This is a genomic window from Kitasatospora sp. NPDC085895 (genome assembly GCF_040702125.1).
GTDB lineage: Bacteria > Actinomycetota > Actinomycetes > Streptomycetales > Streptomycetaceae > Kitasatospora > Kitasatospora arboriphila.
In genome coordinates this window covers 1-21,172 of the sequence record NZ_JBFBJY010000042.1, presented here as the reverse complement: position 1 = coordinate 21,172, position 21,172 = coordinate 1, and the positions used below count along the sequence as shown (strand labels likewise).

Genomic DNA, 21,172 nt, shown 5'->3' with positions numbered 1-21,172 from the left:
GGGCAACGCGTTCGGGCGGAGCGGGTGGGCAGCGACCGGCGGGCGCGGTCACGCCGGCCGCCCCTCCTTGCGTCCGGCGGGCTCCTTGCGGGCCGGCCGGACGGCCGGCGCGGGCACCGGGGCGCTGACCCCGGCCGGGGCGACGAAGGCCACCAGCAGTTGTTCCATCAGGGCGCTGCGGGCGGCCTCGTCGAGCTGGTGGGCGGTGGCGCGTTCGAGGCGGCGGACGGCGAGCGCGGCCGCCTCGACGGCGTCGTCGACCAGGACGGTCCGCAGTCCCGCGTCCAGGTCGGCGAGGCGGCGGCGGCGCATCGACTCGGCGACCTCGGGTGCGTAGTCGAGGGCGATCGGCTGGACCGAGTACACCTCCAGGCCGGCCGGGTGGGCCTCGGCTGCGAGGGCGCGGCTGAGCTCGTCGGCGAACCACTGGCCGTCCCGGAGCGCGGGGCCGGGGCCGGCGTTGGAGTCGCAGGGCAGCCGGCTGGCGGTGCGGCTGAGCACGGCGTGGATCTGTTCGCGCAGGTACGCCTCGTGCGCGGCCACCGACAGCACCGCCCGGGCGGTGTCCCGGACCCGCCAGACGACCAGCAGCCGGACGACGATCGGGGTGCCGGTGCGGTCGGTGACCGTCACCGGGTCGCTGCGCCAGTGGCGCAGCCGTACGTCGACGCGGCGGCGGCGGACCAGCGGGTTGACCCACAGCAGGCCGGCCCGGCGGACGGTGCCGCGGTAGCGACCCCAGCGGGTGAGCACCCTGGCCTCGCCGCCGGGGTTGGAGAGCAGCCCGGCCAGTACGGCCACCAGCAGCAGGCCGACGGCGGCGACGGCGGCGATCTCCGCGCCGCTCAGCCCGGTGGGCCCGCCGCGGCGCACGGTCCCGGTCCGGATGTCCGGCAGCGCCTCGAACTCGGGCAGCACGCCGGCGCGGACGAGGATCACCAGCAGTCCGGTGGTGCCCAGCAGCAGGAGCAGCAGCGCCAGCCAGCCGGGCAGCGCGAAGGCGTGCCGTTCGCGTAGCGCCTGGTCGACGCGGGGCGGCCGGCGGGTCGCGGGGGTCTCGGTGTCCGGGTCGGCGCGGACGGGGGTCAGCTGGCGGGTGGGCGGGTCCTCCGGCGCCGCGGCCCGGGAGGTCCTGCCGGGGCCCGGGGCGGTGAGGCCGCCGCTGTCGGCGCGGACGGGCTGGGCCTTGCCGGTGGCGGCGGTGTATCCGGCCGTTCCGGCTCCGGGGCCGCCCGCCGCCGGGTCGGGCGGGCCGAGCGGGCCGGCGGGCCGGGGGGCGGGTCGTGGCGATGAGTCGCGGGTGACGTCCATGCACGGTCCTCGGGTTCGGGTGCGGCAAGGCGGGGCGGCCGGATCGGGCGAGGGCGGCCCGCACCGGATTCCAGGCTAGGTCGACAAGTCATCAAATGAGATATTTCGGGCGCATTGGGCGTGTCGAATCCCCGCCTGACGCGACGAACTGACGATGCATCAGCCCTTGCGGCGACTGCCCGGACCGCGGGCGAACACCCGCCGCAGCAGCAGTCCGGCGGCCGCCAGGCACGCCAGGCCGGCCAGGCCCGCGAGCAGGCCGCCGTGGGCGGCGAGGGCCCGGCCCGGGGCGGACACCGGCCCCCCGGCCGGACGGTGCCCGGCCTGCGGCGGCACCGCACGGACCCGGCCGGACGGGTCCGCCCCGGCACTAGCGGAGGGCGCCCCCGGGTCGGCCGCGGGCGGCGAAGCGGCCGGGGTACCCGCCTCGGCCACGGGCGGGTCACCGGCCAGGGCGCCGGCCGCGGGCGGCGAAACGGCCGGCGGGTTCCCCGGCTGCGGGGACGCGGCGCCGGGCGACGGCGGTACGGACGGGTCGGCGGCCCCGGGCGACGCTGCGGGCTCCGCCGCGACCTGCACGGTCACCGGCTCGCCGGCGGTGCTGTTCCCCGCACGGTCGGTGGCGGTGGCGACCAGTGCCCGTTCGCCGTCCGGCGCCGCACGCCCGGCGGTGCAGGACCAGGCGCCGTCCGCACCGGCGACCCCGCTGCACAGCGCGATCCGCTCGCCGCCGCCCGCCTTCGGGCCGGCGGTGACGGTGACGGTGGCCGCGGCCTCCGCCCGCCCGGCGAACCGCGGGCGGGACCCGACGGCGGCGCCGGCCTTCGGCGCCTCCAGGAGGGGGCGGGCGGGTGCGACGGTGTCCACGGTGAGCGCCGTCTCGGTGCCGCGGGCGGTGTTCCCCGCCGCGTCGGCCGCGGTTCCGGTCAGCCGGTGGACGCCGTCGTCGAGGTTCTCCACCGGCAGGCAGGACCAGGCGCCGTCCGGCCCGACGCCGGTGCTGCAGAGTTCGCCCGTGGCCCGCGGGGCCCTTCCGACCTCGGTGACCGAGACGGTGCTGCCGGGCTCGCCGGTGCCGGTGACGAGCAGGCCGGGGTCGTTGGTGAATGCGGGCAGCGTGAGCGCGGGGGCCGTCGGCGGAGCGGTCTTGACGGTCAGCCGGACGGCTTCGCTGCCGAGCGCGGCGCCGGCGCGCGTGGTCGCCACCGCGGTCAGCGTGTGCTCGCCGTCGGTCAGCGCCTGTCCGGGGCGGCAGTTCCAGCCGCCGTCCTGGGCGGTCGCGGCCGTGCAGAGGGTGCGGTCGCCCTCGGCGACGGCCACGCTCGCCCCGGCGGGGGCGGTGCCGGCCACCTGGGGCCGGACCTCGGCGGTGACGGTGCCGTCGACCGGCGCGGAGAGCTCGGGGCGGGCGGAGCCTGCGGCGAGCCGGATGCGCTGGTCGACGACCTGTCCGGAGTCGGCGAAGCCGCCGGCGGTGACGAGTTGTGAGGCGTCCCGGGCGATCCGCAGCCGGGCCCAGGTCTCCCCGGCGACCAGCTTGCCGGTGACCGCCCACTCCAGGCGGGCGGTGGTGGCGCCCTGCGGGACCTCCGCCTGCACCCGCTCCAGGGGGTCGAAGCGGCCGTTGCGGTCGAAGTCGACCCAGCCGGCCAGGACGGCCGGACCTGCGCCGGGTGCGACGGGCACGTCGACCCGGTAGTAGTCGCCGGTCGCGGCCTCGGCCGGGAAGGCGAGGGTCGGGTCGGCGCCCGGGTACTCGCCCCGGCCCGGGCCGGTGCGCGGCGGGACGGGGCTGGCCCAGAGGCTGCGCGGCCCGGAGGGGAGGAGTTCCACCAGGGGGCGGGTGGGTGCCGCCGGCTCCTCCACCGCCCCGGGTGTGCCGTCCACCGACACCGCGGCCCCCGGTGCCGCGCCCGGCCCCGTGCCGTCCGGGGCGGGCACCAGCGGCCGGGCGGCGGTCGCCGCGGCGGAGCGCTCGCGGTGCCGGTCGTCGGTCGCGTCCCGGCCGAGCCAGAGGTCGGAGAGCAGGTGGGAGGCATTGCCGTAGCCCTGGGGCGCGGTGCCGAGCGACTCGTCGAGGGTCACCGACCAGGAGGTGTGCAGCGCGGGCGGCGGGGTGGTGGAGCCGTCCCGGGCGGTGGTCCGCCGTTCCAGGCGGAGGGTGGCGGTGCCGACGGTGCCGGTCAGTTCGAGGGTGCCGGCGCCGTCTGCGGCGGTGTCGGCCTGCCCGTCGGCGGGCGGGGCGAGTTCGTCGCCCGCCGCCGTCCAGCCCGCCCAGGGGGTGCGGCCGGCCAGGGTGGGGGTGGCGGGGGTGCCGCCGGTGGCGGTGAGCCGGACGGCGGTCGCGGTGGTGCCCGTGGCCGCGGTGGCCCGGGCGGCGAGGCCGCCCACGTGCAGCCGGGGGTTGCGCATCGGCCGGGAGAAGGCGATCCGCAGCGTGCCGAGGGTGCGCCAGGAACCGTCCGCGGCGGTGCGGTCGGCGTCGATGTCGACGGTCTCGGCGGGGTCGCCGGGGTGCATCCCGTCCGCGTACACCGCGGCGTTCCCGGCCGGGCCGGCGAGGGTTCCGGGGGCCGCGGTGGCGGTGATGCCGGGGAGGGGGGAGAAGTCCAGCCGGACGGTGAGGCCGGAGGGCAGCGCCGCGGTGCGGTCCTGGTTCCAGGCGGCGGGGCTCTGCTGGGCCGGGGCCGGGGAGGCGAGTGCGGCGGGCAGCAGCAGTCCGGTGGCCGCCGCGGCCGCCAGGGCCCGGCGGGCGGGGGACGTCGGGCACAACCGTCGGTTCATCCGGCGCTCCTTCGCTGCCGTGGCCGGGCCGCAGCCGGAGATGACGCGGCCATAACATCCGACAAAAGCGAAGCACGTCCGACGGCCCGTCAAGATCCGACACCCGTGAGCGCGTCCCGAGGTGCACCCGATTGGTCGCCGCTCCCCCGCGGCCCCCGCCGGCACCGGCCGGACGGGCGGTTTTCCGCCACGGCGGCCGGATCGCGGTCCGGTTTCCTCGGCCTTTCCGATCACCTTCCGAGGCACCCTGTTCGACATGACGGGCCGTCAGTAGAGTCGGCGCACGTGAGCATCGACCCCATACTCGTGAAGAGCAGTTTCGCCGCCGTCGAGCCCCACGGGACCGAGGTGACGGCCTGGTTCTACCAGCACCTGTTCGAACACCACCCGGAGGTCCGGGCGCTGTTCGCCGAGCACCTGGACGACCAGCAGGACCGGCTGTTCGCCGCCCTCGGCGCCCTGGTCGAGCACCTGGAGGACACCGACGCCCTGGTCGGCGTCCTCACCGACCTCGGCCGCCGGCACGCCGGCTACGGCGCCCTGCCGGAGCACTTCCCGGCGGTGGGCGTCAGCCTGCTCGCCACCCTGCGGCACTTCGCCGGCGACGCCTGGTCGCCGCAGGCGGAGGCGGCCTGGGCGGCGGTCTACGGCGTGGTCGCGGACACCATGGGCCGGGCACTGGTGGCCGCGGGTCCGGCCGGGGCGGACGGGTGAGGACGCTCCGGTGGCCTTCGACCCCGCGGTCCTGCGGGCCGGCCTCGCGGTGGTCGAACGCCGCGCCGACCAGCTGACCGCCTACTTCTACGCCCACCTGTTCGCCCACAACCCCGGCGTCCGCGCGATGTTCCCCGAGCGGATGGAGGAGCAGCGCGACCGGCTGCTCGCCGCGATCACCCACCTGGTCCAGCGGCTGGACGACCCCGAGCGGCTCGCCGGCTACCTCGCCGCCCTCGGCCGCGACCACCGCAAGTTCGGCGCCCGGCCCGAGCACTACCCGGCCGTGGGGGCCAGCCTGCTCGCCACCCTGCGGCGGTTCGCCGGGAACGCCTGGAGCGAGGAGCAGGAGAAGGCCTGGACCGAGGCGTGGACGGTGATCTCCCGGGCGATGGTCGACGCCGCCGCGGCCGTCCCCGCCGGGACGCCGGCCTGCTGGCAGGCCGAGGTGGTGCGGCGCCGCCCCGCCGCCCCGGACGTGACGGTGCTCACCCTCGCACCCGACCGGCCCTACCCGTTCACCCCCGGCCAGTACCTCACCCTCTGCTCCCCGCGGGTGCCGCAGGTCTGGCGCCCGTTCTCGATCGGCTGCGCGCCGCGGCCCGACGGCACCCTCGACGTGCACGTCCGCCGGGTGCCGGACGGTCTGCTCTCCCCCGTCCTGGTCGACGCGGTGCGGCCGGGCGAGCGGCTGCGGCTCGGGCCGCCGCTCGGCACCGCGGTGCTCGACCCGGCGTCCCGGCGCCCGCTGCTGGCCGTCGCGGGCGGCACCGGCTGGGCCCAGGTCAAGTCGGTGGTCGAGGAGCTCGCCCGGGCGGGCACCCGGCCGGTCACCGTCCTGCTCGGCGCCCGGAGCGACGCCGACCACTACGACCTCGACGCGGTGCGCGCCCTGGTCGAGCGGTACGCCCGGCTGGAGGTGGTGCTCGCCGCCCCCGCGGACGGGGCCGGCCGCGCCGAGGCGGTGGCGCTGCTGCACGCGGGCCTCGGCCGGCTCGGCGACTGCGCGGGCCGGGACGTGCTGCTGAGCGGCCCGCCCGACCTGGCACCCGCGGTGGCCGCCCGGCTGGCCGCCCTGGGCGCGGACCCCTCGCTCGTCCGCCACGACCCGGTGCCGCGGACCCTGGACCGCAGCCGGCCGGCGACGGCGGCGGAACGCTTCCTGCAGCCGCGGGACGTCGCCTGGATCAACCGCACCGAACTGGCCTGAGCCGCCCCGGCCGGGCGGTGACGGCAACGACGAAGGCCCCGGACGGAGTCCGGGGCCTTCGGGTGGTGCGCTCAGCAGGATTCGAACCTGCAACCTCTTGATCCGTAGTCAAGTGCTCTATCCGTTGAGCTATGAGCGCCTGGGCGATCCCCTGGAGGACCGCTGCGGCGAGTTGTGGTGCGCTCAGCAGGATTCGAACCTGCAACCTCTTGATCCGTAGTCAAGTGCTCTATCCGTTGAGCTATGAGCGCTCGCCCTGGCGGCTGGCCTCCGGGGCGGTGCGGGGACAACATTACATGACCGTCGACCCGGGGTGAAATCGATTGATCCCGGGCGCCCGCGGCGCCTCCCCGGGCCCTTCCGGAACCGGCCGCGGACGGCCCCGGGGTCGCCCCCCGGCCCGGCCCCGGGGCGACCCGGGACAGTCCCCGGACAAGCGGAGAGCCCCGCCGGCTGTTGCCGACGGGGCTCTCACGAGGCGGAGGCTGAGGGATTTGAACCCTCGATGGGCTTTAAGGCCCAAACCGCATTAGCAGTGCGGCGCCATAGACCGGACTAGGCGAAGCCTCCTCCACCCGGACCGCGACCGGAACCCCGGACGCACTCCGTGCGCAAGTGATGATGCCACAGCCCACGGGCCCGACACCAACCACCGACAACGTTACTAGGCGGGTCGTCCACAGCGCAAAGAACAATGAGATACTGCCGGGGCCCGAGGAGAGCGCGAGCCGCGAGCGCCCGCCGTGACAACCAGCCGGCGAGCCCCGCCGACGTGGCCCAAGCCGTGAGGAGACCTGTCGACGTGAGCAGCAGGCCGACCCGAGGCGCTGCTCGCCTCGCCGCGATACTCGACGCACTGCCCGACGCGCTGCTGCTGGTGAACAGCAACGGCACCGTGGTGGACGCGAACAAGGCCGCAGTGGAGGCGCTGCAGGCCCCCGGCACCTCCCTGGTCGGGCGGGGCGTGCTCGACCTCCTGCCGGAGTTCGACCCCAGCCGGATCCCCGGTTCGATGCGCCCGGCCACCACCGAGGCGGAGGGCCTGGACAGGCCCGTCCGGATGACCGCCCGGCGCACCGACGGCGGGACCTTCCCGGTCGAGGTGTCCGGCAACGACTTCACCGACGACGGCGCCGCCGCCGAGGGCCGCGGCTACGTCCCCTACGACCCGTACCGCGAGGGCTCGGGGCAGGACCTGCTGCTGCTGCTCGTCCGCGACCTGTCCGGGCGCCTCGGCGTGGAGGCGGAGCTGCGGCGGCAGCACAAGCAGACCGAGATGATCCTGCGGGCGGCCGCGGAGGGCGTGCTCGGCGTCGACCTCGACGGCCGGGTGGTGCTGGTCAACCCGGCGGCGGCGCACATACTCGACTACCGGGCCAGCGAGCTGGGCGGCCGTGAGCTGCACCCGCTGGTCCAGCACTCCCAGGCGGACGGCACCCCGCTCGCCCAGGAGGGCTCCGCCCTGATGGACACCCTGCTGTCCGGGCGCAAGCACCGGGTGCGCGGCGCCGTGCTGTGGCGCAAGGACGGCAGCCCGGTCACCGTCGACCTCACCACCGCCCCCGTCCGGGACGGCGAGCAGCTGGTCGGCGCGGTGATGACGTTCACCGACCGGACGAAGGAGCTCGCGCTCGTCGCCCGCAACGAGCACCTCACCGCCGTCCTGGAGACAGAGCTCGGCGACGCGCTCACCGCGCTGCACCGCCGGATCGACGCGCTCGCCGCGGACCCGGCCGGGCAGCTGTGGCCGGAGGCCAACTGGACGCTGCGCCGGCTCGCCGACGAGTGCCGCCGGTTCGGCACCCTGATCGAGGGCGTGCTCGCCCACCAGGCCTTCGAGGCCGACGCGGAGAGCGGGCGCAAGCAGCTCAAGCGCAAGCCGGTCGGGCTGGACGCGGTCGTCCAGCGCGCCGTGGAGCACGCCGGCGAGCTGGTCGGCCCCGGGCGGGTGCGCTACTCGGTGCACGCGGCCGCCGTCGACGTGACCGCCGACCGGGAGCGGCTGGCCCGCGCCCTCGCCCACCTGGTGGCCGACGTCAGCGGCATCACGCCGTCGCTGGACGCGCCCGGGACGGGCGCGTCGCCCACCCTCGGCGTGCCCGCCCTGCCGCCGGTCGGCGGGGAGGCACCGATGGTGGTGGTCGCGGCCGCGCAGCGCGGCGAGGTCGCCCGGATCGAGGTCCGCGGGCCGGCCCGGCAGTCCAGCCCCGTCCACCTGCCGATCGCCCGCGGCACGGTCGAGCGGCACGGCGGCGTCCTGCAGCGGCACGAGCTGCCCGCCGGCGCGGGGACGACGTACGTGGTCGAGCTGCCGCTCGACCCGGCGGCGACCCGGGCGGCGGCCGGACGGCCGAGCGTGCCCAAGGAGACCGACACCGCGATGCTGCCGGACCTCCCCGAGGTGCGGCCGGCCGAGCGGCGGGAGAACGGCCAGGCCGGGCCGGTCGGGCGCGGCTCGCAGGAGCCCGCCGACCACGACCGCAGCGGGCCCGTCCCGCTCGGGCCGATGGCGGTCGCCCCGGCCGAGCAGGCTCCGGAGCGTCCCGACCGGGTCGGCGAGGGCGACACCCCGCCGGCCGGCGTGCCGGTGGACGCGGCCGCCCGCCCGGCGGCTGACGGCTCGTCGGAGGCCGCGCCCGCCGAGGAGTCCCGGCCGTCCCGGCGGCGGCGCCGGGCCGCGGCCGACGAGACCCCGGCCGGTGCGATCGCCCTGCCCGGGGTGCCGGAGCCCGGCATGCCGGTCTACCCGGGTCTGGAGAACGCCCTGCCTGCCGGCCCGCCCGTCCAGGCCGCGCCGCCCGTGCCGCCGACCGGCCGCCGCCGGCGACTCGCGGTGCCCGCCGAGCCGGAGCCGGCCGCGGCCGACGCCGCCCCGCAGCAGCAGTCCGCGGACGCCCTGCCGGCGCCGGCCGCCGCCGCACCGGCCACGGGTGCGGAGCTCGAACCGGCGCGCCCTGCCGTGCCCGAGCCCGCCGTCCCCGTCCCGGCGCAGCCGCAGCCGGTCGGCACCGGCCTGGGCGAGCTGAGCCCGCCTCGGCCGCTGCAGAGCGCCTTCGCCGCGGCCTTCCCCAGTGCCTTCCCGCAGCCGGAGGCCGCCGTGAACGGCAGCCGGTCCGGTGCCCCCGAGCTGCCGGCGCTGCCCGCGTCGACCCGGCCCGCGGAGCCGGCCGCGCTGGAGCCGCGGACGCCTCCTCGGCCGCTGTCCGAGCTGGCCCCGGCCGGGGTGGCGCCCGTCCCCGCCGACGAGCCGACCGTGCTGGTGCCGGCGATCGACGGCGGCCCGCGGCGGCTGCTGGTGTGGCCCGAGCCGGACGCCTCCACCAAGCAGGCGCTGCAGGACCGCGGCTACCGGCCGGTGATCGTGCGCTCCCGGGAGGAGGTCGACGCGCAGGTGGCGGGCTTCCCGGCCGCGCTGTTCGTCGACCCGCTGACCGGGCCGATCACCCGGACGGCGCTGGAGTCGCTGCGCACCGCCGCGCTGAACCGGCGGGTTCCGGTGCTGGTCACCGCCGGGATCGGGCTGTCGGCCCGGGACGCGGCGTACGGCGCCGACCCGGCGGTGCTGCTGCGGGCGCTGGCCCCGCGGGACAGCGAGAACCACGCCCCGCGGGTGCTGCTGGTGGAGTCCGACCCGGACGTCGCCGGGGCGATGATCGCCAGCCTGGAGCGGCGCGGCATGCACGTCGAGCACGCCCCGGACGAGAACGAGGCGGTGGCCCGGGCCAGCAGCGTCCAGCCGAACCTGGTGGTGATGGACCTGCAGCGGATCGAGCGCCGCCAGCTGGGCCTGCTGGACTGGCTGCGCGCCAACGACCGGCTGCACCGCACCCCGCTGGTCGTCTACACCTCGGACGGCCTGGACCGGGAGGCCCTGCCGCGGCTGCGGACGGGCGAGGCCGTGCTGTTCCTCGCCGAGCGGTCGACGACCGAGGACGTGCAGTCCAGGATCGTCGACCTGCTCGGCCGGATCGGCTCGCTCTCCGAGGCCGGTACGGTCGCCGGCGGCTGACGCCCGCTCAGTGGTGGGCGTGGGCCGCGGCGTGGCCGCGCCCGCGGGAGATCAGCCACCGGTTGACCGGCACGGTGAGGGCGAAGGCGACCGTCAGGGAGAACAGCAGGGAGGCCCAGAACAGCGGCCTGCCGAGTCCGGCGTCCATGGCGCCGGGCACCGCGACCATGACGGTGTTGTCGATCAGCTCCATGACCAGGATCGACACGGTGTCGGCGGCGAGGGCGACCTTCAGGGCCGCACCGAGCGGCAGGCCGGCCCGCCGCACCCCGTGCATGGTGAGGGCGTAGCCGAGGACGAAGGCCAGCGCGACCGAGAGCGCGACGGTGGCGCCGGTGTGCAGGCCGAGGGCGGTGCCGACGACCATGCCGAGGATCTCGCCGGCGGCGCAGCCGGTGAGGCAGTGCAGGGTGGCCCGGACGGCGGTGGACCAGCCGGGGTCGCGGCCGGCGGCCTGCTGCCCGTGGCCGTGTGCGTGGTGCTCGTGCTCGTGCTCGTGGTGCGGGAGGTGCTCGTGGTGCGGGTGGGTGTGGTGCTCGGTCGGGTGGTGCGGGTGGTGCTCCATGGTGCGGGCTCCTCTCCCCTCGCGGGTTCCGCCGGACGGAACGCCATACCCCCCAGGGGTATTCCAGCGATGGGAGAGGAGCCCGTCCGTCACTCCTTGCCGAGCAGCGTGACCGCGAGGCGGTCGGCGGCGTAGTCGGCCCGGATCACCTTCTTGTCGAACTTGCCCACCGAGGTCTTCGGGACGGCCTCGACGATCGACCAGCGCTCCGGCAGCTGCCAGGAGGCGACCCGCCCGGCCAGGAAGGCGCGCAGCTCGCGCAGGTCGGCGGTGGCGCCGGGGCGCAGCACGACGGTGGCCAGCGGACGCTCGCCCCACTTCTCGTCCGGCACCGCGACCACGGCGGCCTCGGCGACCTGCGGGTGGGCCATCAGGTGGTTCTCCAGCTCGACCGAGGAGATCCACTCGCCGCCGGACTTGATGACGTCCTTGGCCCGGTCGGTGAGGGTGAGGTAGCCGTCCGCGGTGATGGTGCCGACGTCGCCGGTGCGCAGCCAGCCGTCCTCGCTGAACTTGTCCTCGGGGCGCTCCGGGTCGCGGCCGGCGCCGCCGAAGTAGGCGCCGGCGATCCACGGGCCGCGGACCTCCAGTTCGCCGGCGGCGCGGCCGTCGTGCGGCATCCGCTCGCCGCCGGGGCCGATCAGCCGGGCCTCGACGGAGGCCGGGAAGAGGCCCTGGGTGAGCCGGTAGGGCCACTCCTCCTCGGCGGTGAGGCCGCCCGGCGGCAGCGAGAAGGTGCCGAGCGGGGAGGTCTCGGTCATGCCCCAGGCGTGCACCACGTTGATGCCGTGGCGGTCCTCGAAGGCCTTCATCAGGGCGGGCGGGCAGGCGGAGCCGCCGATGACCACCATGCGCAGGCTGGAGGTGTCGTAGGAGCCGGCGTCGAGCTCGTCGAGCAGGCCCGTCCAGATGGTGGGGACGGCGGCGCTGACGGTGGGCCGCACCCGGTCGATCATCTCGGCGAGCGGCTTGGGCTGGAGGTGGCGGTCGGGCATCAGCAGGTTCGCGCCGGACATGAAGGCGGTGTGCGGCACGCCCCAGGCGTTCACGTGGAACATCGGCACCACCGGCAGGGCGGTGTCCCGGGAGGTGAGGCCGAAGCTGTCGGCGGCCATGACCTGCAGGCAGTGCAGGTAGACCGAGCGGTGGCTGTAGACGACGCCCTTGGGGTCGCCGGTGGTACCGGAGGTGTAGCAGAGCGCGGCGGCCCGCTGCTCGTCCAGCGCGGGCCAGGGGTAGTCGGTCGGGCGGCCGGCGATCAGGTCCTCGTACTCGTGGACGGTGCCGGCGAAGCCGTCGAGCAGCGAGCGGTCGCCCTCGCCGCTGACCACGATGTGCCGGAGGGTGTCGGCGAGCTGTCCGAGCACGCCGGCGAGCAGCGGCAGCACGCTGCCGTTGACGACGACCACGTGGTCGGCGGCGTGGTTGACGATGTAGGCCAGCTGCTGGGCGGGCAGCCGCAGGTTGAGGGTGTGCAGCACGGCGCCCATCGACGGCACCGCGAGGTAGGTCTCCAGGTGCTCCGCGTTGTTCCACATCAGGGTGGCCACACGCTGGTCGCCGGTGACGCCGAGCTCGTCGCGCAGGGCGTGGGCGAGCTGTGCGGCGCGGGCGCCGACCTCGGCGTAGCTGCGGACCACCGGGCCGGTGCCGTCCCAGGTGGTCACGGTGGAGCGGCCGTGGACGGTCGATCCGTGCGCCAGGATCCGGGCGACGGTGAGCGGTACGTCCTGCATGGTGCTGAACACGCGGGTCCTCCTTGACCGGTGGTGGGTCTCGCGGGCGCCTACTCGCAAGTAGTCGCCGCTGACGTGCCGATTCTTTCTCCGGCCGGGGCCCGGTGTCAGCATCCGTGGCGGAGTTGAGACCAGCGTCTTCGGGGCCGGCCGGGCGACGGCGCGGTTGCCCCCGCCGACGGCCCGCGCTTCAGTCGTCCCATGACCGTCGAGTACATCCGGTACCGGCTCGCCGGGCCGCAGCACCGCGCCGCGTTCGAAGCCGCCTGCCGCGGGGCGGTGGCGGGCCTGGGCGGCGCCGGGGGGTGCGTCGACTACGCGCTGGAACGCTCGGCCGGCGACCCGGACGGGTACGGGCTGCGGATCCGCTGGACCTCCGAGGAGGGGCGCCGCGAGTTCTGGGAGAGCCCGGAGGGCGGAGCCCTGGTGGCGGCGCTCGCGCCGTACGCGGAGCCGGCCGGGCTGTCGGTGGAGGAGGCCACGCCGGTGGCCGGGCGCGGCGGAGCGACGCCGACGCTCTACGCCTGGGCGGGCGGGGCGCCCGCGCTGGAGCGGCTGTTCACCCGCTTCTACGAGCGGGTGGACGAGGACGGGCTGCTCGCGCCGGTCTTCGCCGGGAAGGACCCGGCCCACGCGCAGCACGTCGCGGCCTGGCTCGGCGAGGTGTTCGGCGGCCCGCCGCGGTACACCTCGGAGTACGGCGGGCACCGGCACATGGTCTCCCGGCACCTCGGCCGGGGCATCACCGAGGAGCAGCGCCGCCGGTGGATCGCGCTGCTCACCGACACCGCGGACGAGGTGGGGCTGCCGGACGACCCGGAGTTCCGCGCGGTACTGGCGCACTACCTGGAGTGGGGCACCCGGATGGCGGTGCTCTACTCCGGGCCGAACCCGCCGCCGCTGCCCGAGGCCCCGGTGCCGCACTGGGACTGGGGGATCACCCCGCCGTACCGGGGCTGAGCCGGGCGGGACGGTGCCCTCAGCCGACGAGCGAGTCGAGTTCGTCGCGGTCGACGGTGAGGGCGTTGCCGCCGTAGGACTCCTGGACGTTGCCGCGGTGCTGGTGGATCCGGCCGTGGTCGGTCCACAGCTCGGGGTTGAGGGCGCCCGCGCCGTCGGTGGTGTTGGCGTGGTCGTCCCAACGGGCGTACCAGACGGCGTCCGGCAGCGGGGAGCTGCCGGCCCGCGCCGCGGCGGCGAGGTCGGCGATGCCGGACTCGGCGCTGGAGTAGAAGCCGGCGAGGTGGCCCGCGGCGTGCAGGGCCTGCGTCCAGCCGACGGCGAAGTCGGTCACGGCCTGGCTGCAGCGGCTGTCGCCGCGCGGGTACGCCTCGATGTCGAGGTAGACCGGGCTGCCGTCGCCGAAGCCCAGGGCGCGCATCGCCGCGACGGCCTCGGCCGCCTCCTGCTGCCCCTGGTCCACCGCCCTCGCGGGGTCGATGTGCCGGGGCTTGCTGCCGTTGGTGCTGCACGGCGCCTGCAGGCCGACGTGGGTGGGGACGAAGCGCCAGCCCATCTCCCGGGACTGCGCCACCCAGTCGGCGGTCAGCCGGGACTGGGTGCAGCCGCGCTGGGAGCCGCTCACGTAGATGCCGACCGCGCCGTACGGGGAGTCGTCCCACCAGGTCTGCATGGTGGGGAGCGGCGGTGCGGTGCAGGCGTCGAAGCCGGGGCCCTGGTAGAGCTCGCCGGCGGGCAGCCGGCCGCCGGCGGCGGGACCGGCGGCCGGGTCGGCCAGCACGGTGCGGGTCAGCCGCGGCGCGGCCGGGAGCGGCGCGGCGGAGGCCGCCGGGACGGGCGCGGCCGAGGCCGCGGGGACGCCGGCGGTGCCGAGCAGCAGGACGGAGGTGGCCGCGGCCAGCGCGGCGGTTCCCAAGGAGCGCACGCCACAGTCGTACTGACTGATCGTCGGACTCCGGGGTCAGGCGCGCGCCGCCCGACCGCCGATTCACCCGACCGGTGGGCCCGTCCCGCATAGTGGTAACGGGTTTGCGGCCAGATGAGTCCTTACGTCAGACTCGGCGGCATGTCCGCTGCCAACACCTTCGAGCCGCTCCGCACGGCTCCCACCGGCGACGCCGTCGCCGACGCCTTCGCCCTGCCGCCCTCCCCCAAGGGCGAGCCCGCCGGCGAGCGCGGTGGCTGGCGACGACGCGGTCCCGCCGCCGCTGCGCCCCCGGACGGGGGGACGGGCACCCCCCGTACCGAACGGCACCGGCCACCGGCCGGCCGTCCCGAACGGACCACCACCCCGCAGCGGCGCCTGGGATCGATCCCGGCGCCGCTGCTGTGTGTGGCGGCCATGGTCACCTGCCAGCTCGGCATCGCCTCCTCCAAGTCGCTGTTCGGCGTGCTGGGCGTCGGCGGGGCCACCTTCCTGCGGCTGACCGTGGCCGCGGTGGTCCTGCTCGCCGTCACCCGGCCGCGGCTGCGCGGCCGCAGCCGGCGCGACCTGGTCTCGGCCGTCCTGCTCGGGCTGGCGTCCGCCGGGATGACCCTGCTGTTCGCCGGCGCCACCGACCGGCTGCCGATGGGCACCGCCTCGACCATCGAGTTCCTCGGCCCGCTGGCCGTCGCCATCGCGCTGTCCCGCCGGGCGAGCCACCTGCTGTGGGCGCTGCTCGCGGCCGGCGGCGTGGTGCTGCTCACCCTGCTCGGCGAGGGCTCCGGCGGCGCGGCCCTCGACCCGGTCGGCCTCGGCTACGCCTTCGGCGCGGCCGCCTGCTACGCCGGGTACATCCTGTTCACCGACAAGGTGGGTGCGGTGTTCAGGGGCTTCGAGGGGCTGGCCGTCTCCTTCACGGTCGCCGCGCTGGCCGTCGCCCCCTTCGGCGCGGCCCCGGCCTGGCACGGGCTCTTTGCCGCGCCCTCGCCCGCCCTGCTGCTGCTCGCGGTCGGCGGGGTGGCGCTGCTCTTCCCGGTGGTGCCGTACGCGCTGGAGATGACCGCCCTGCGGCGGATGCCGCAGCGGGTGTTCAGCGTGCTGGTGAGCCTGGACCCGGCGGTCAGCGCCCTGGTCGGGCTGGTCGTGCTGGGGCAGCTGCTCGGCGGGGTGCAGCTGGCCGGCATCGGCTGCGTGGTCGCGGCCAGCGTGGGGGCCACCCTGACGGCACGCCGCTGACGGTGCGCCGCTGACCGCACGGCGCCGGCGGCGGCCCGTCCACCCGGAGGACGGGCGGAACTCAGGACGGGCGGGCGGTGCCGTGGTTCGGCACCGCCCGCCCTTCGGGCTTCGGAGACCCTTTCCGTGCCCTGGTGTCCGGTGTCCTCCCGGGCGCCGTGGGCCGCTCCCCCGCTCGGCGCCCCCGCCGGCGGGTGGTGCGGCCGTGTTGCTCGGCCGTCCGGGAGGACCGGTTCAGTCCGCGGCGGCCCCCGGTGCGCAGATCCGGTGCGGCGCGGTGAAGCTCCCCATGCATGTCCTCCGTGGCCGGGTTCGTCGGCGGGGCCCGCCGGAGAGAAGACTCCCGCAACAAGTCGACAAAGGCATAGCTCGACCTACCCTTTTCGCCCTTTAGCGTGATGTCGAGCCGGTTGTCCTCAGCTCGCCGCACGCCCGCCGTGTCCGCCTCGGGCGCGCGGGAGCATCCGCACGCCCCTGCCGGGCGAGGTCCTCAGAGGGCCTTGCCGGGGTTGAGGATGCCGAGCGGGTCGAAGACCGCCTTGATCTGCCGCTGGAGCTCCAGCCCGACCGGACCGAGCTCGCGGGCCAGCCACTCCCGCTTGAGCAGGCCGATGCCGTGCTCGCCGGTGACCGTGCCGCCGAGGTCCAGCCCGAGTGCCATGATCTCGTCGAAGGAGGCCCGGGCGCGGGCGGTCTCGTCCGGATCGGCGGAGTCGAAGATGACCACCGGATGGGTGTTGCCGTCCCCGGCGTGGCTGACCACGCCGATGGTCAGCCGGTGGCGCTCGGCGATCGCGGCGACGCCGTCGAGCATCTCGCCCAGCCGGGAGCGCGGCACCGCCACGTCGTCGATCATCGTGGTGCCGAGCCGCTCCATCGCGGGCAGCGAGAGCCGGCGGGCCTCCAGCAGCATGTCCGACTCGGCCTGGTCCTCGGCCGGGACGACCTCGCTCGCGCCGGCCTCCCGGCACAGCCGGGCCACCTCGGCCAGCTCGGCCTCCTTGGCCGGGCCGTCGAAGGCGACCAGCAGCAGCGCCCGGGTCGACTCCGGCAGTCCCATCCGGGCCATCGCGTTGACCGCGCGGACGGTCGTCGCGTCCATCAGCTCCATCAGCGAGGGCACGTGGCCCTCCGCCATCACCGCGCACACGGCGGCGCTCGCCGACTCGGTGCTGGGGAACTCCGCCGCCAGGGCGAGCTGCGGGGCCGGGGCGGGCCGCAGGGCGACCACCGCCCGCACCACCACGCCGAGGGTGCCCTCGGAGCCGACCAGCAGCCGGGTCAGGTCGTACCCGGCGACGCCCTTGGCCGTCCGGCGGCCGGTGCTCAGCAGCCGGCCGTCCGCCAGCACCACGTCGAGGCCGAGCACGTACTCGGCGGTGACGCCGTACTTCACGCAGCAGAGACCGCCCGCGCCGGTGCCGATGTTGCCGCCGATGGTGCAGGACTCCCAGCTGGACGGGTCAGGCGGGTAGGCGAGGCCGTGGCCCGCGGCGGCCCGCGAGAGTTCGGCGTTCACCACGCCCGGCTCGACGACGGCGAGCCGGTTGACCGGGTCGATCTCCAGGATCCGGTTCATCTTGACCATCGACAGCACGATGCAGCCGTCCACGGCGTTCGCCCCGCCGGACAGACCGGTCCGGGCGCCCTGCGGCACCACCGGCACCCGCAGCTCGGTGGCCGTGCGGAGCACGTGCCGGACCTGCTCGACGGTCTCCGGGAAGACCACCACGGCCGGCGACCCGGCCTCGCAGAACCCGGCCATGTCGTGGGCGTACGAGGCGACCACGTCCGGATCGACGGCGACCGCCGCCTCCGGGAGCCCCGACACCAGCCGGTCGACCAGATCACCCACGGCAGCCTCCGCCTCTCGCACGTCCGTCCGCTCTGCACTCTGCCCCCGTCGGACGGGCGCGGCAAGGACGGTGCGCGAACACCGATCGACACCCCTGACGGACGGTCAGGGGTGTCGGTGCGGTGGAGCGGGCGGGCTCAGCCGTGGTCGGCCGGCCGGTCCAGCAGGACCACCTCGAACTCCTCCAGGCTGCGGACGGTCACCCCGGCCGCCGGGACGTTCCGGGCCCGCAGGGCGGCCTGCGGGGCGCGCGAGGCCTCCAGCGCGGCGCGGTCGCGGAAGATCGTGCCGACCGAGGCCCGGCCCTCCGCGCGGTTCACCAGCAGGGTGCCGGAGACGAAGCCGTCGATCTGGCCCATCTCGGGCAGCAGCGTGGCGCGGAACCGCTCGACCAGGTCGTCGATCCGGGCCGGGTCGATGTCCGAGCGGATCATCCGGAAGCCCGCCCCGGGCGCGGCCGGAGCCGGCGGGCTGAAGGCGGCGGCCTCCCACACGTCGACGGTGACCGTGCCCGCGAACGGCGCCAGCAGGGCGGCCCGGCGGGCCTTCAGCGCCTCGTCGCTGTCCTGCTGGGCCTGCTCGCTCTCCCACCAGGACCCCATGGCGATCTTCCCGACCGTCCGGTCGGCGAAGAGGCCGTAGCCGCGGTAGCCGGGACGGTCGGTGAGCAGGCCGACGGCCTCGGCGCGGAGCGCGTCGAGCGCCTCGTCGATCCGGGCGGGGTCGCCGGTGGCGTAGAGGGTGCGGACGTACATGGCAGCGGTTTCCTGTCGTCGGCCCGGCGCGCTCCGCGGCACCGGGTACGGGCACGGCACACCTCCATCCGACGGCCCCGCCCCGCCCCGGGCAACGCGGACGACCCGAACGGGGGCCGCCCGGGGGTCCGGCGGTCCGCCGGTCCGCAGAACGCAGCGGGCGGGTACCGGCCGCAACCGGTACCCGCCCCCAGCCGGTCCGTCCTTGCAAGGCGGCCTGTGTCGGCGGTCGGCGTGGGCCGCCGTCAGGCGGCGGTCGGGAGGCCGTGGACGCGGCAGGCGAGCAGGGTGAGCTGGATCTGGTTGGTGGCACCGGTCTTGGCACGGATGCGGCGCAGGTAGGTGTCCACGGTATGCGGGCTGAGTTCCAGACGGCGGGCGATGGCGGCGTAGCTCGCGCCCTCGACGAGCAGTTCGAGGACCTCCAACTCCCGGCGGCTGAACGCGGCGCGGGCGGGGGCGGGGGCGGTGGGAATCACGGCGGGCTCCTGGTGGTCGACGCGGGCGGTCAGAGGAGGGGCTTGCAGGTCGGGTTGTGCCGGCAGGAGCCGCCCCAGGAGGTGTCCCCGGCCAGGTCGACGGTGCCGCCGCCCCCTGCCGTGACGCGGACCGCGGCCGACCCGGCGGGCCCGGCAGTGGCCGCCGCGAGCGCGGGCGCGGCACCGGCGAGGGTGGCGGCGAGCAGGGCGGCGAGGGCGAGCGTGCGCTTCAAGGCGGTCCTCCAGGACGGGTCGGCGGGATGCGTGCCTAGCATGTCCAGCGAGCGGCCCGTGTCGCCATCGCCCGGCCACCTCAGCAAGTGCGGTGGCAACAAGCTGACCGGGGGACAGAATGGACATCTCGTCGGCGCAGTCGACCCTGGACGGGCCCGACCCGATCGAGGCCGCCGCCTACGCCTGGGTACTGGAGCACGGCCTGCTCGACCCCGCCGCCCTCGCCGGCCACCTGGCCCGGCAGGGGCTCGACCCGCTCGCCGCGGCCCCGGCCCTGGCCCGCCTCGCCGCCTTACGCCTCGTCCACCCCGACCCGCAGGACCCGACCCGGGGCCACGCCGTCGGCCCGGAGGCCGCCGCCAACTCCCTGGCAGGCCCGATCGAGGCCGAGATCGCCCGCCGGCAGGAGGAGCTGGCGCACAACCGGGCCCGGCTGGCCGGTTTCCTGCCGTACTACCTGAGCGGCCCCCGGCCGCAGGAGGGCGGCGACGGCGTCCACGTCGTCACCACCCTCGCCGAGGTGCGTGCCGCGCTGGAGCAGGCCTCGGCCGAGTGCCGCTCCGAGGTGCTGGCCAGCCAGCCGGGCGGCGGCTCCCGTCAGCCCGAGGCCATGCAGGACGCGCTCCGGCGTGACCACGCGCTGCTCTCCCGGGGCGTACGGATGCGCACGCTGTACCACCACACCGCCCGGTTCAACGGCCCCAGCCAGGCCTACGTGGAGGCCGCCGCCGGGCTGGGCGGCGAGTACCGCACCGCGCACGAGCTCTTCGGCCGCCTGATCGTCTTCGACCGCGAACTGGCCTTCGTGCCGCTGTGCGACGGGTCCTGGGGAGCGGTGATGGTACGCCAGGAGTCCCTGGTCGCCTACCTGTGCGAGATCTTCGAGCAGGCCTGGGCGCAGGCCCGCCCGTTCGTCTCGGCGGCCGAGGAGGGGCTGGAGCAGGTCGCGCAGGAGATCGACCGCACGATCCTGCGGATGCTCGCAGCCGGGCTCAAGGACGAGACGATCGCCCGCCGGGTGGGCCTCTCGCTGCGGACGGCCCGCCGCCACATCGCGGACATCATGGAGCAGTTGGGCGCCGAGAGCCGCTTCCAGGCCGGGTACGCCGCTGCCCGCGCAGGCCTGCTCGAGGAGGACTGACCCGGCCCCCGCCGTGTCACGTGATCCCGGTACCACCGCCCCGGTACCGGGTAATCGTGACTTTCCGTCACCGGCGCTCCTCGGCAGGATCGTGCCCACCGAAGGGAAGCAGTCGGAACGGGGGCGACGATCGTGCACTGGGGACAGGAACCGGAGAGCGAGCGGGCTCCCGGCGACCGGCTGACCGAGCTGGCCGCCTTCGTCCGGGCCCAACTGGGCCGGGGACCGGCGCTGTTGTGGACCGAGCACGATCCAGCCGACGGCTCCGGTCCACCCTCGGACGAGGAGGCGGACACCCTGGCGACCGCGCTGGCCCCGCTGCTGGGGCCGCTGCTCGGCCGCGCCCCGCAGCCCGTACCCACCCCCGTCGCAGGGCGGGCCGCAGACCAGGGACAGGACACCGACAGTGACGTCCTGCTCCTGCAGGTCCGCGCGGCCGGTGATGTCGCGCTGCTCCCGCCGGCCGCCGCCGGGCGGCGCCCGGCCACTCGGCTGCGGCTGCGCGCGGGGCAGTCCCTGCTGCTGCCGCACGGCTGGGGCTACCGCCTCGACGACCGCCCGGAGCTGCGCCCCCTCGTCCTGCGGTTGTCCGCCGCCGACCGCCCCGCACCCCGCTCGCACTGAACGGCGGGCCACCGCCCGCACACCCCCCCGTCCGCACACTCCCGTCCACAGCCCCTGGAGCAGATCTGTCATGAGCATCGCATTTGCCGACCTGGAGACGTACACCCGCCTGAAGAAGTCCGCCGCCGCCACCGCGCTGGCCACCAGCCTCCTGGCCGGGGCCGGGGCGGCGACGCTCGCCACCCCGCTCCCGGCCGCGGCCGCCACCGAGTGCCCCGGACAAGAAAACCCGGGCGGCGGCGGCGACTGCCGGACGGCTCTGATCGGTGCCGTCATGGACACCATCAGGCTGATCGCCAACGCGGCCGACCAGGCGAAGGTGGAGAACGCCCGGTTCACCCAGGACACCGTGGCCAAGCTGGCCGCCGTCGCGCCGGGCTACAACATCATGGTCTTCAAGTACGACGGCACGGACGCCTACGACATCCCCTGGTTCAGCAACCCGTACAAGGCGCAGCTGGACGGGGTGCTGGTGGACACCAAGTTCCGGCTGAAGCACCGCGACCCCGAGGGCGGACCGCTCGGCTACGACGACTTCCGGGCGAGTAGCCGGGGAGAATTTCACTCCCCGGCTCTCTCAGAACCGTGCGTAAACCTCTCGGCTTACACGGCTCCCATCGTCCAGTCGTGCGCG

The 21,172-nt window shown here is 76.2% G+C and carries 17 protein-coding genes and 3 tRNA genes; 8 read left to right on the top strand and 12 right to left on the bottom strand.

What is annotated here, in order from left to right; translation table 11 throughout:
• Positions 1-48 precede the first annotated feature (48 nt).
• Both AB0442_RS24290 and AB0442_RS24285 read right to left on the bottom strand, forming a co-directional pair.
• A complete protein-coding gene (locus AB0442_RS24290; RefSeq protein ID WP_366165286.1) occupies positions 49-1,311 on the bottom strand; it encodes an SPFH domain-containing protein in 1,263 nt (420 codons plus the stop codon).
• Positions 1,312-1,470: 159 nt separating this feature from the next.
• Positions 1,471-4,095 (bottom strand): Ig-like domain-containing protein, encoded by a 2,625-nt coding sequence (locus AB0442_RS24285; protein ID WP_366165284.1) that lies wholly within the window; start codon positions 4,093-4,095, stop codon positions 1,471-1,473.
• Between the two features lie 285 nt (positions 4,096-4,380).
• Between AB0442_RS24285 and AB0442_RS24280 the strand changes: the two genes are divergently transcribed.
• Together AB0442_RS24280 and AB0442_RS24275 are read left to right on the top strand one after the other, a co-directional pair.
• Positions 4,381-4,809, top strand: a complete 429-nt coding sequence (locus AB0442_RS24280) for a globin family protein (protein ID WP_366165282.1) — start codon at positions 4,381-4,383, stop codon at positions 4,807-4,809.
• Between the two features lie 10 nt (positions 4,810-4,819).
• The gene (locus tag AB0442_RS24275; RefSeq protein WP_366165281.1) at positions 4,820-6,019 is read left to right on the top strand and encodes a globin domain-containing protein; all 1,200 of its coding nucleotides are present in this window, start codon (positions 4,820-4,822) and stop codon (positions 6,017-6,019) included.
• A 63-nt stretch (positions 6,020-6,082) separates the two neighbouring features.
• Here the strand turns inward: AB0442_RS24275 and AB0442_RS24270 are convergent.
• From AB0442_RS24270 to AB0442_RS24260, 3 genes are all read right to left on the bottom strand, one after another.
• Positions 6,083-6,158: transfer RNA gene (locus AB0442_RS24270), tRNA-Arg, on the bottom strand.
• A gap of 36 nt (positions 6,159-6,194) precedes the next feature.
• Positions 6,195-6,270, bottom strand: a tRNA-Arg gene (locus AB0442_RS24265).
• Positions 6,271-6,498: 228 nt separating this feature from the next.
• A tRNA-Ser gene (locus AB0442_RS24260) sits at positions 6,499-6,589 on the bottom strand.
• A gap of 232 nt (positions 6,590-6,821) precedes the next feature.
• Between AB0442_RS24260 and AB0442_RS24255 the strand changes: the two genes are divergently transcribed.
• The gene (locus AB0442_RS24255; protein WP_366165279.1) at positions 6,822-10,028 is read left to right on the top strand and encodes a PAS domain-containing protein; all 3,207 of its coding nucleotides are present in this window, start codon (positions 6,822-6,824) and stop codon (positions 10,026-10,028) included.
• A gap of 7 nt (positions 10,029-10,035) precedes the next feature.
• Here AB0442_RS24255 and AB0442_RS24250 read toward each other — a convergent pair whose 3' ends face one another.
• Positions 10,036-10,593 (bottom strand): DUF4396 domain-containing protein, encoded by a 558-nt coding sequence (locus tag AB0442_RS24250; RefSeq protein WP_366165277.1) that lies wholly within the window; start codon positions 10,591-10,593, stop codon positions 10,036-10,038.
• An 89-nt stretch (positions 10,594-10,682) separates the two neighbouring features.
• A complete protein-coding gene (locus AB0442_RS24245) occupies positions 10,683-12,341 on the bottom strand; it encodes a long-chain fatty acid--CoA ligase (RefSeq protein ID WP_363541039.1) in 1,659 nt (552 codons plus the stop codon).
• Between the two features lie 189 nt (positions 12,342-12,530).
• Between AB0442_RS24245 and AB0442_RS24240 the strand changes: the two genes are divergently transcribed.
• Entirely contained in the window at positions 12,531-13,289 is a 759-nt protein-coding gene (locus tag AB0442_RS24240) for a group II truncated hemoglobin (protein WP_366165275.1), read from the top strand.
• 19 nt (positions 13,290-13,308) lie between these two features.
• Here AB0442_RS24240 and AB0442_RS24235 read toward each other — a convergent pair whose 3' ends face one another.
• A complete protein-coding gene (locus AB0442_RS24235; protein WP_366165274.1) occupies positions 13,309-14,214 on the bottom strand; it encodes a DUF1906 domain-containing protein in 906 nt (301 codons plus the stop codon).
• A gap of 141 nt (positions 14,215-14,355) precedes the next feature.
• On the opposite strand from AB0442_RS24235, the gene AB0442_RS24230 reads away from it, so the two are divergent.
• Positions 14,356-15,450: an EamA family transporter gene (locus tag AB0442_RS24230; protein ID WP_366165272.1), complete on the top strand. Its 1,095-nt coding sequence runs from the start codon at positions 14,356-14,358 to the stop codon at positions 15,448-15,450.
• 490 nt (positions 15,451-15,940) lie between these two features.
• Here AB0442_RS24230 and AB0442_RS24225 read toward each other — a convergent pair whose 3' ends face one another.
• The 4 genes from AB0442_RS24225 to AB0442_RS24210 all read right to left on the bottom strand — a co-directional run bounded on the left by AB0442_RS24225 (position 15,941) and on the right by AB0442_RS24210 (position 18,772).
• Positions 15,941-17,305, bottom strand: a complete 1,365-nt coding sequence (locus AB0442_RS24225) for an FAD-linked oxidase C-terminal domain-containing protein (protein WP_363541043.1) — start codon at positions 17,303-17,305, stop codon at positions 15,941-15,943.
• Between the two features lie 137 nt (positions 17,306-17,442).
• A complete protein-coding gene (locus AB0442_RS24220; RefSeq protein ID WP_366165270.1) occupies positions 17,443-18,060 on the bottom strand; it encodes an antibiotic biosynthesis monooxygenase in 618 nt (205 codons plus the stop codon).
• Between the two features lie 245 nt (positions 18,061-18,305).
• On the bottom strand, positions 18,306-18,539 hold the full coding sequence (locus AB0442_RS24215; protein WP_366165269.1) for a LuxR C-terminal-related transcriptional regulator: 234 nt from the start codon (positions 18,537-18,539) through the stop codon (positions 18,306-18,308).
• A 29-nt stretch (positions 18,540-18,568) separates the two neighbouring features.
• Positions 18,569-18,772, bottom strand: coding sequence for a hypothetical protein (locus tag AB0442_RS24210; RefSeq protein WP_363541046.1), 204 nt, complete (start codon positions 18,770-18,772; stop codon positions 18,569-18,571).
• A gap of 119 nt (positions 18,773-18,891) precedes the next feature.
• Here AB0442_RS24210 and AB0442_RS24205 point away from each other — a divergent pair, with 119 nt between their 5' ends.
• From AB0442_RS24205 to AB0442_RS24195, 3 genes are all read left to right on the top strand, one after another.
• A complete protein-coding gene (locus AB0442_RS24205; protein WP_366165268.1) occupies positions 18,892-19,914 on the top strand; it encodes a helix-turn-helix transcriptional regulator in 1,023 nt (340 codons plus the stop codon).
• Positions 19,915-20,046: 132 nt separating this feature from the next.
• Positions 20,047-20,538: a hypothetical protein gene (locus AB0442_RS24200; protein WP_366165266.1), complete on the top strand. Its 492-nt coding sequence runs from the start codon at positions 20,047-20,049 to the stop codon at positions 20,536-20,538.
• A gap of 70 nt (positions 20,539-20,608) precedes the next feature.
• The coding region (locus AB0442_RS24195) for a hypothetical protein (protein WP_366165265.1) at positions 20,609-21,172 on the top strand (564 nt) is incomplete at its 3' end.

Coding starts and splice junctions, on each gene's coding strand:
- AB0442_RS24290 (WP_366165286.1), bottom strand. CDS start 1,311: ATGGACGTCACCCGCGACTCATCGCCACGACCCGCCCCCCGGCCCGCC.
- AB0442_RS24285 (WP_366165284.1), bottom strand. CDS start 4,095: ATGAACCGACGGTTGTGCCCGACGTCCCCCGCCCGCCGGGCCCTGGCG.
- AB0442_RS24250 (WP_366165277.1), bottom strand. CDS start 10,593: ATGGAGCACCACCCGCACCACCCGACCGAGCACCACACCCACCCGCAC.
- AB0442_RS24240 (WP_366165275.1), top strand. CDS start 12,531: ATGACCGTCGAGTACATCCGGTACCGGCTCGCCGGGCCGCAGCACCGC.
- AB0442_RS24230 (WP_366165272.1), top strand. CDS start 14,356: ATGTCCGCTGCCAACACCTTCGAGCCGCTCCGCACGGCTCCCACCGGC.
- AB0442_RS24220 (WP_366165270.1), bottom strand. CDS start 18,060: ATGTACGTCCGCACCCTCTACGCCACCGGCGACCCCGCCCGGATCGAC.
- AB0442_RS24205 (WP_366165268.1), top strand. CDS start 18,892: ATGGACATCTCGTCGGCGCAGTCGACCCTGGACGGGCCCGACCCGATC.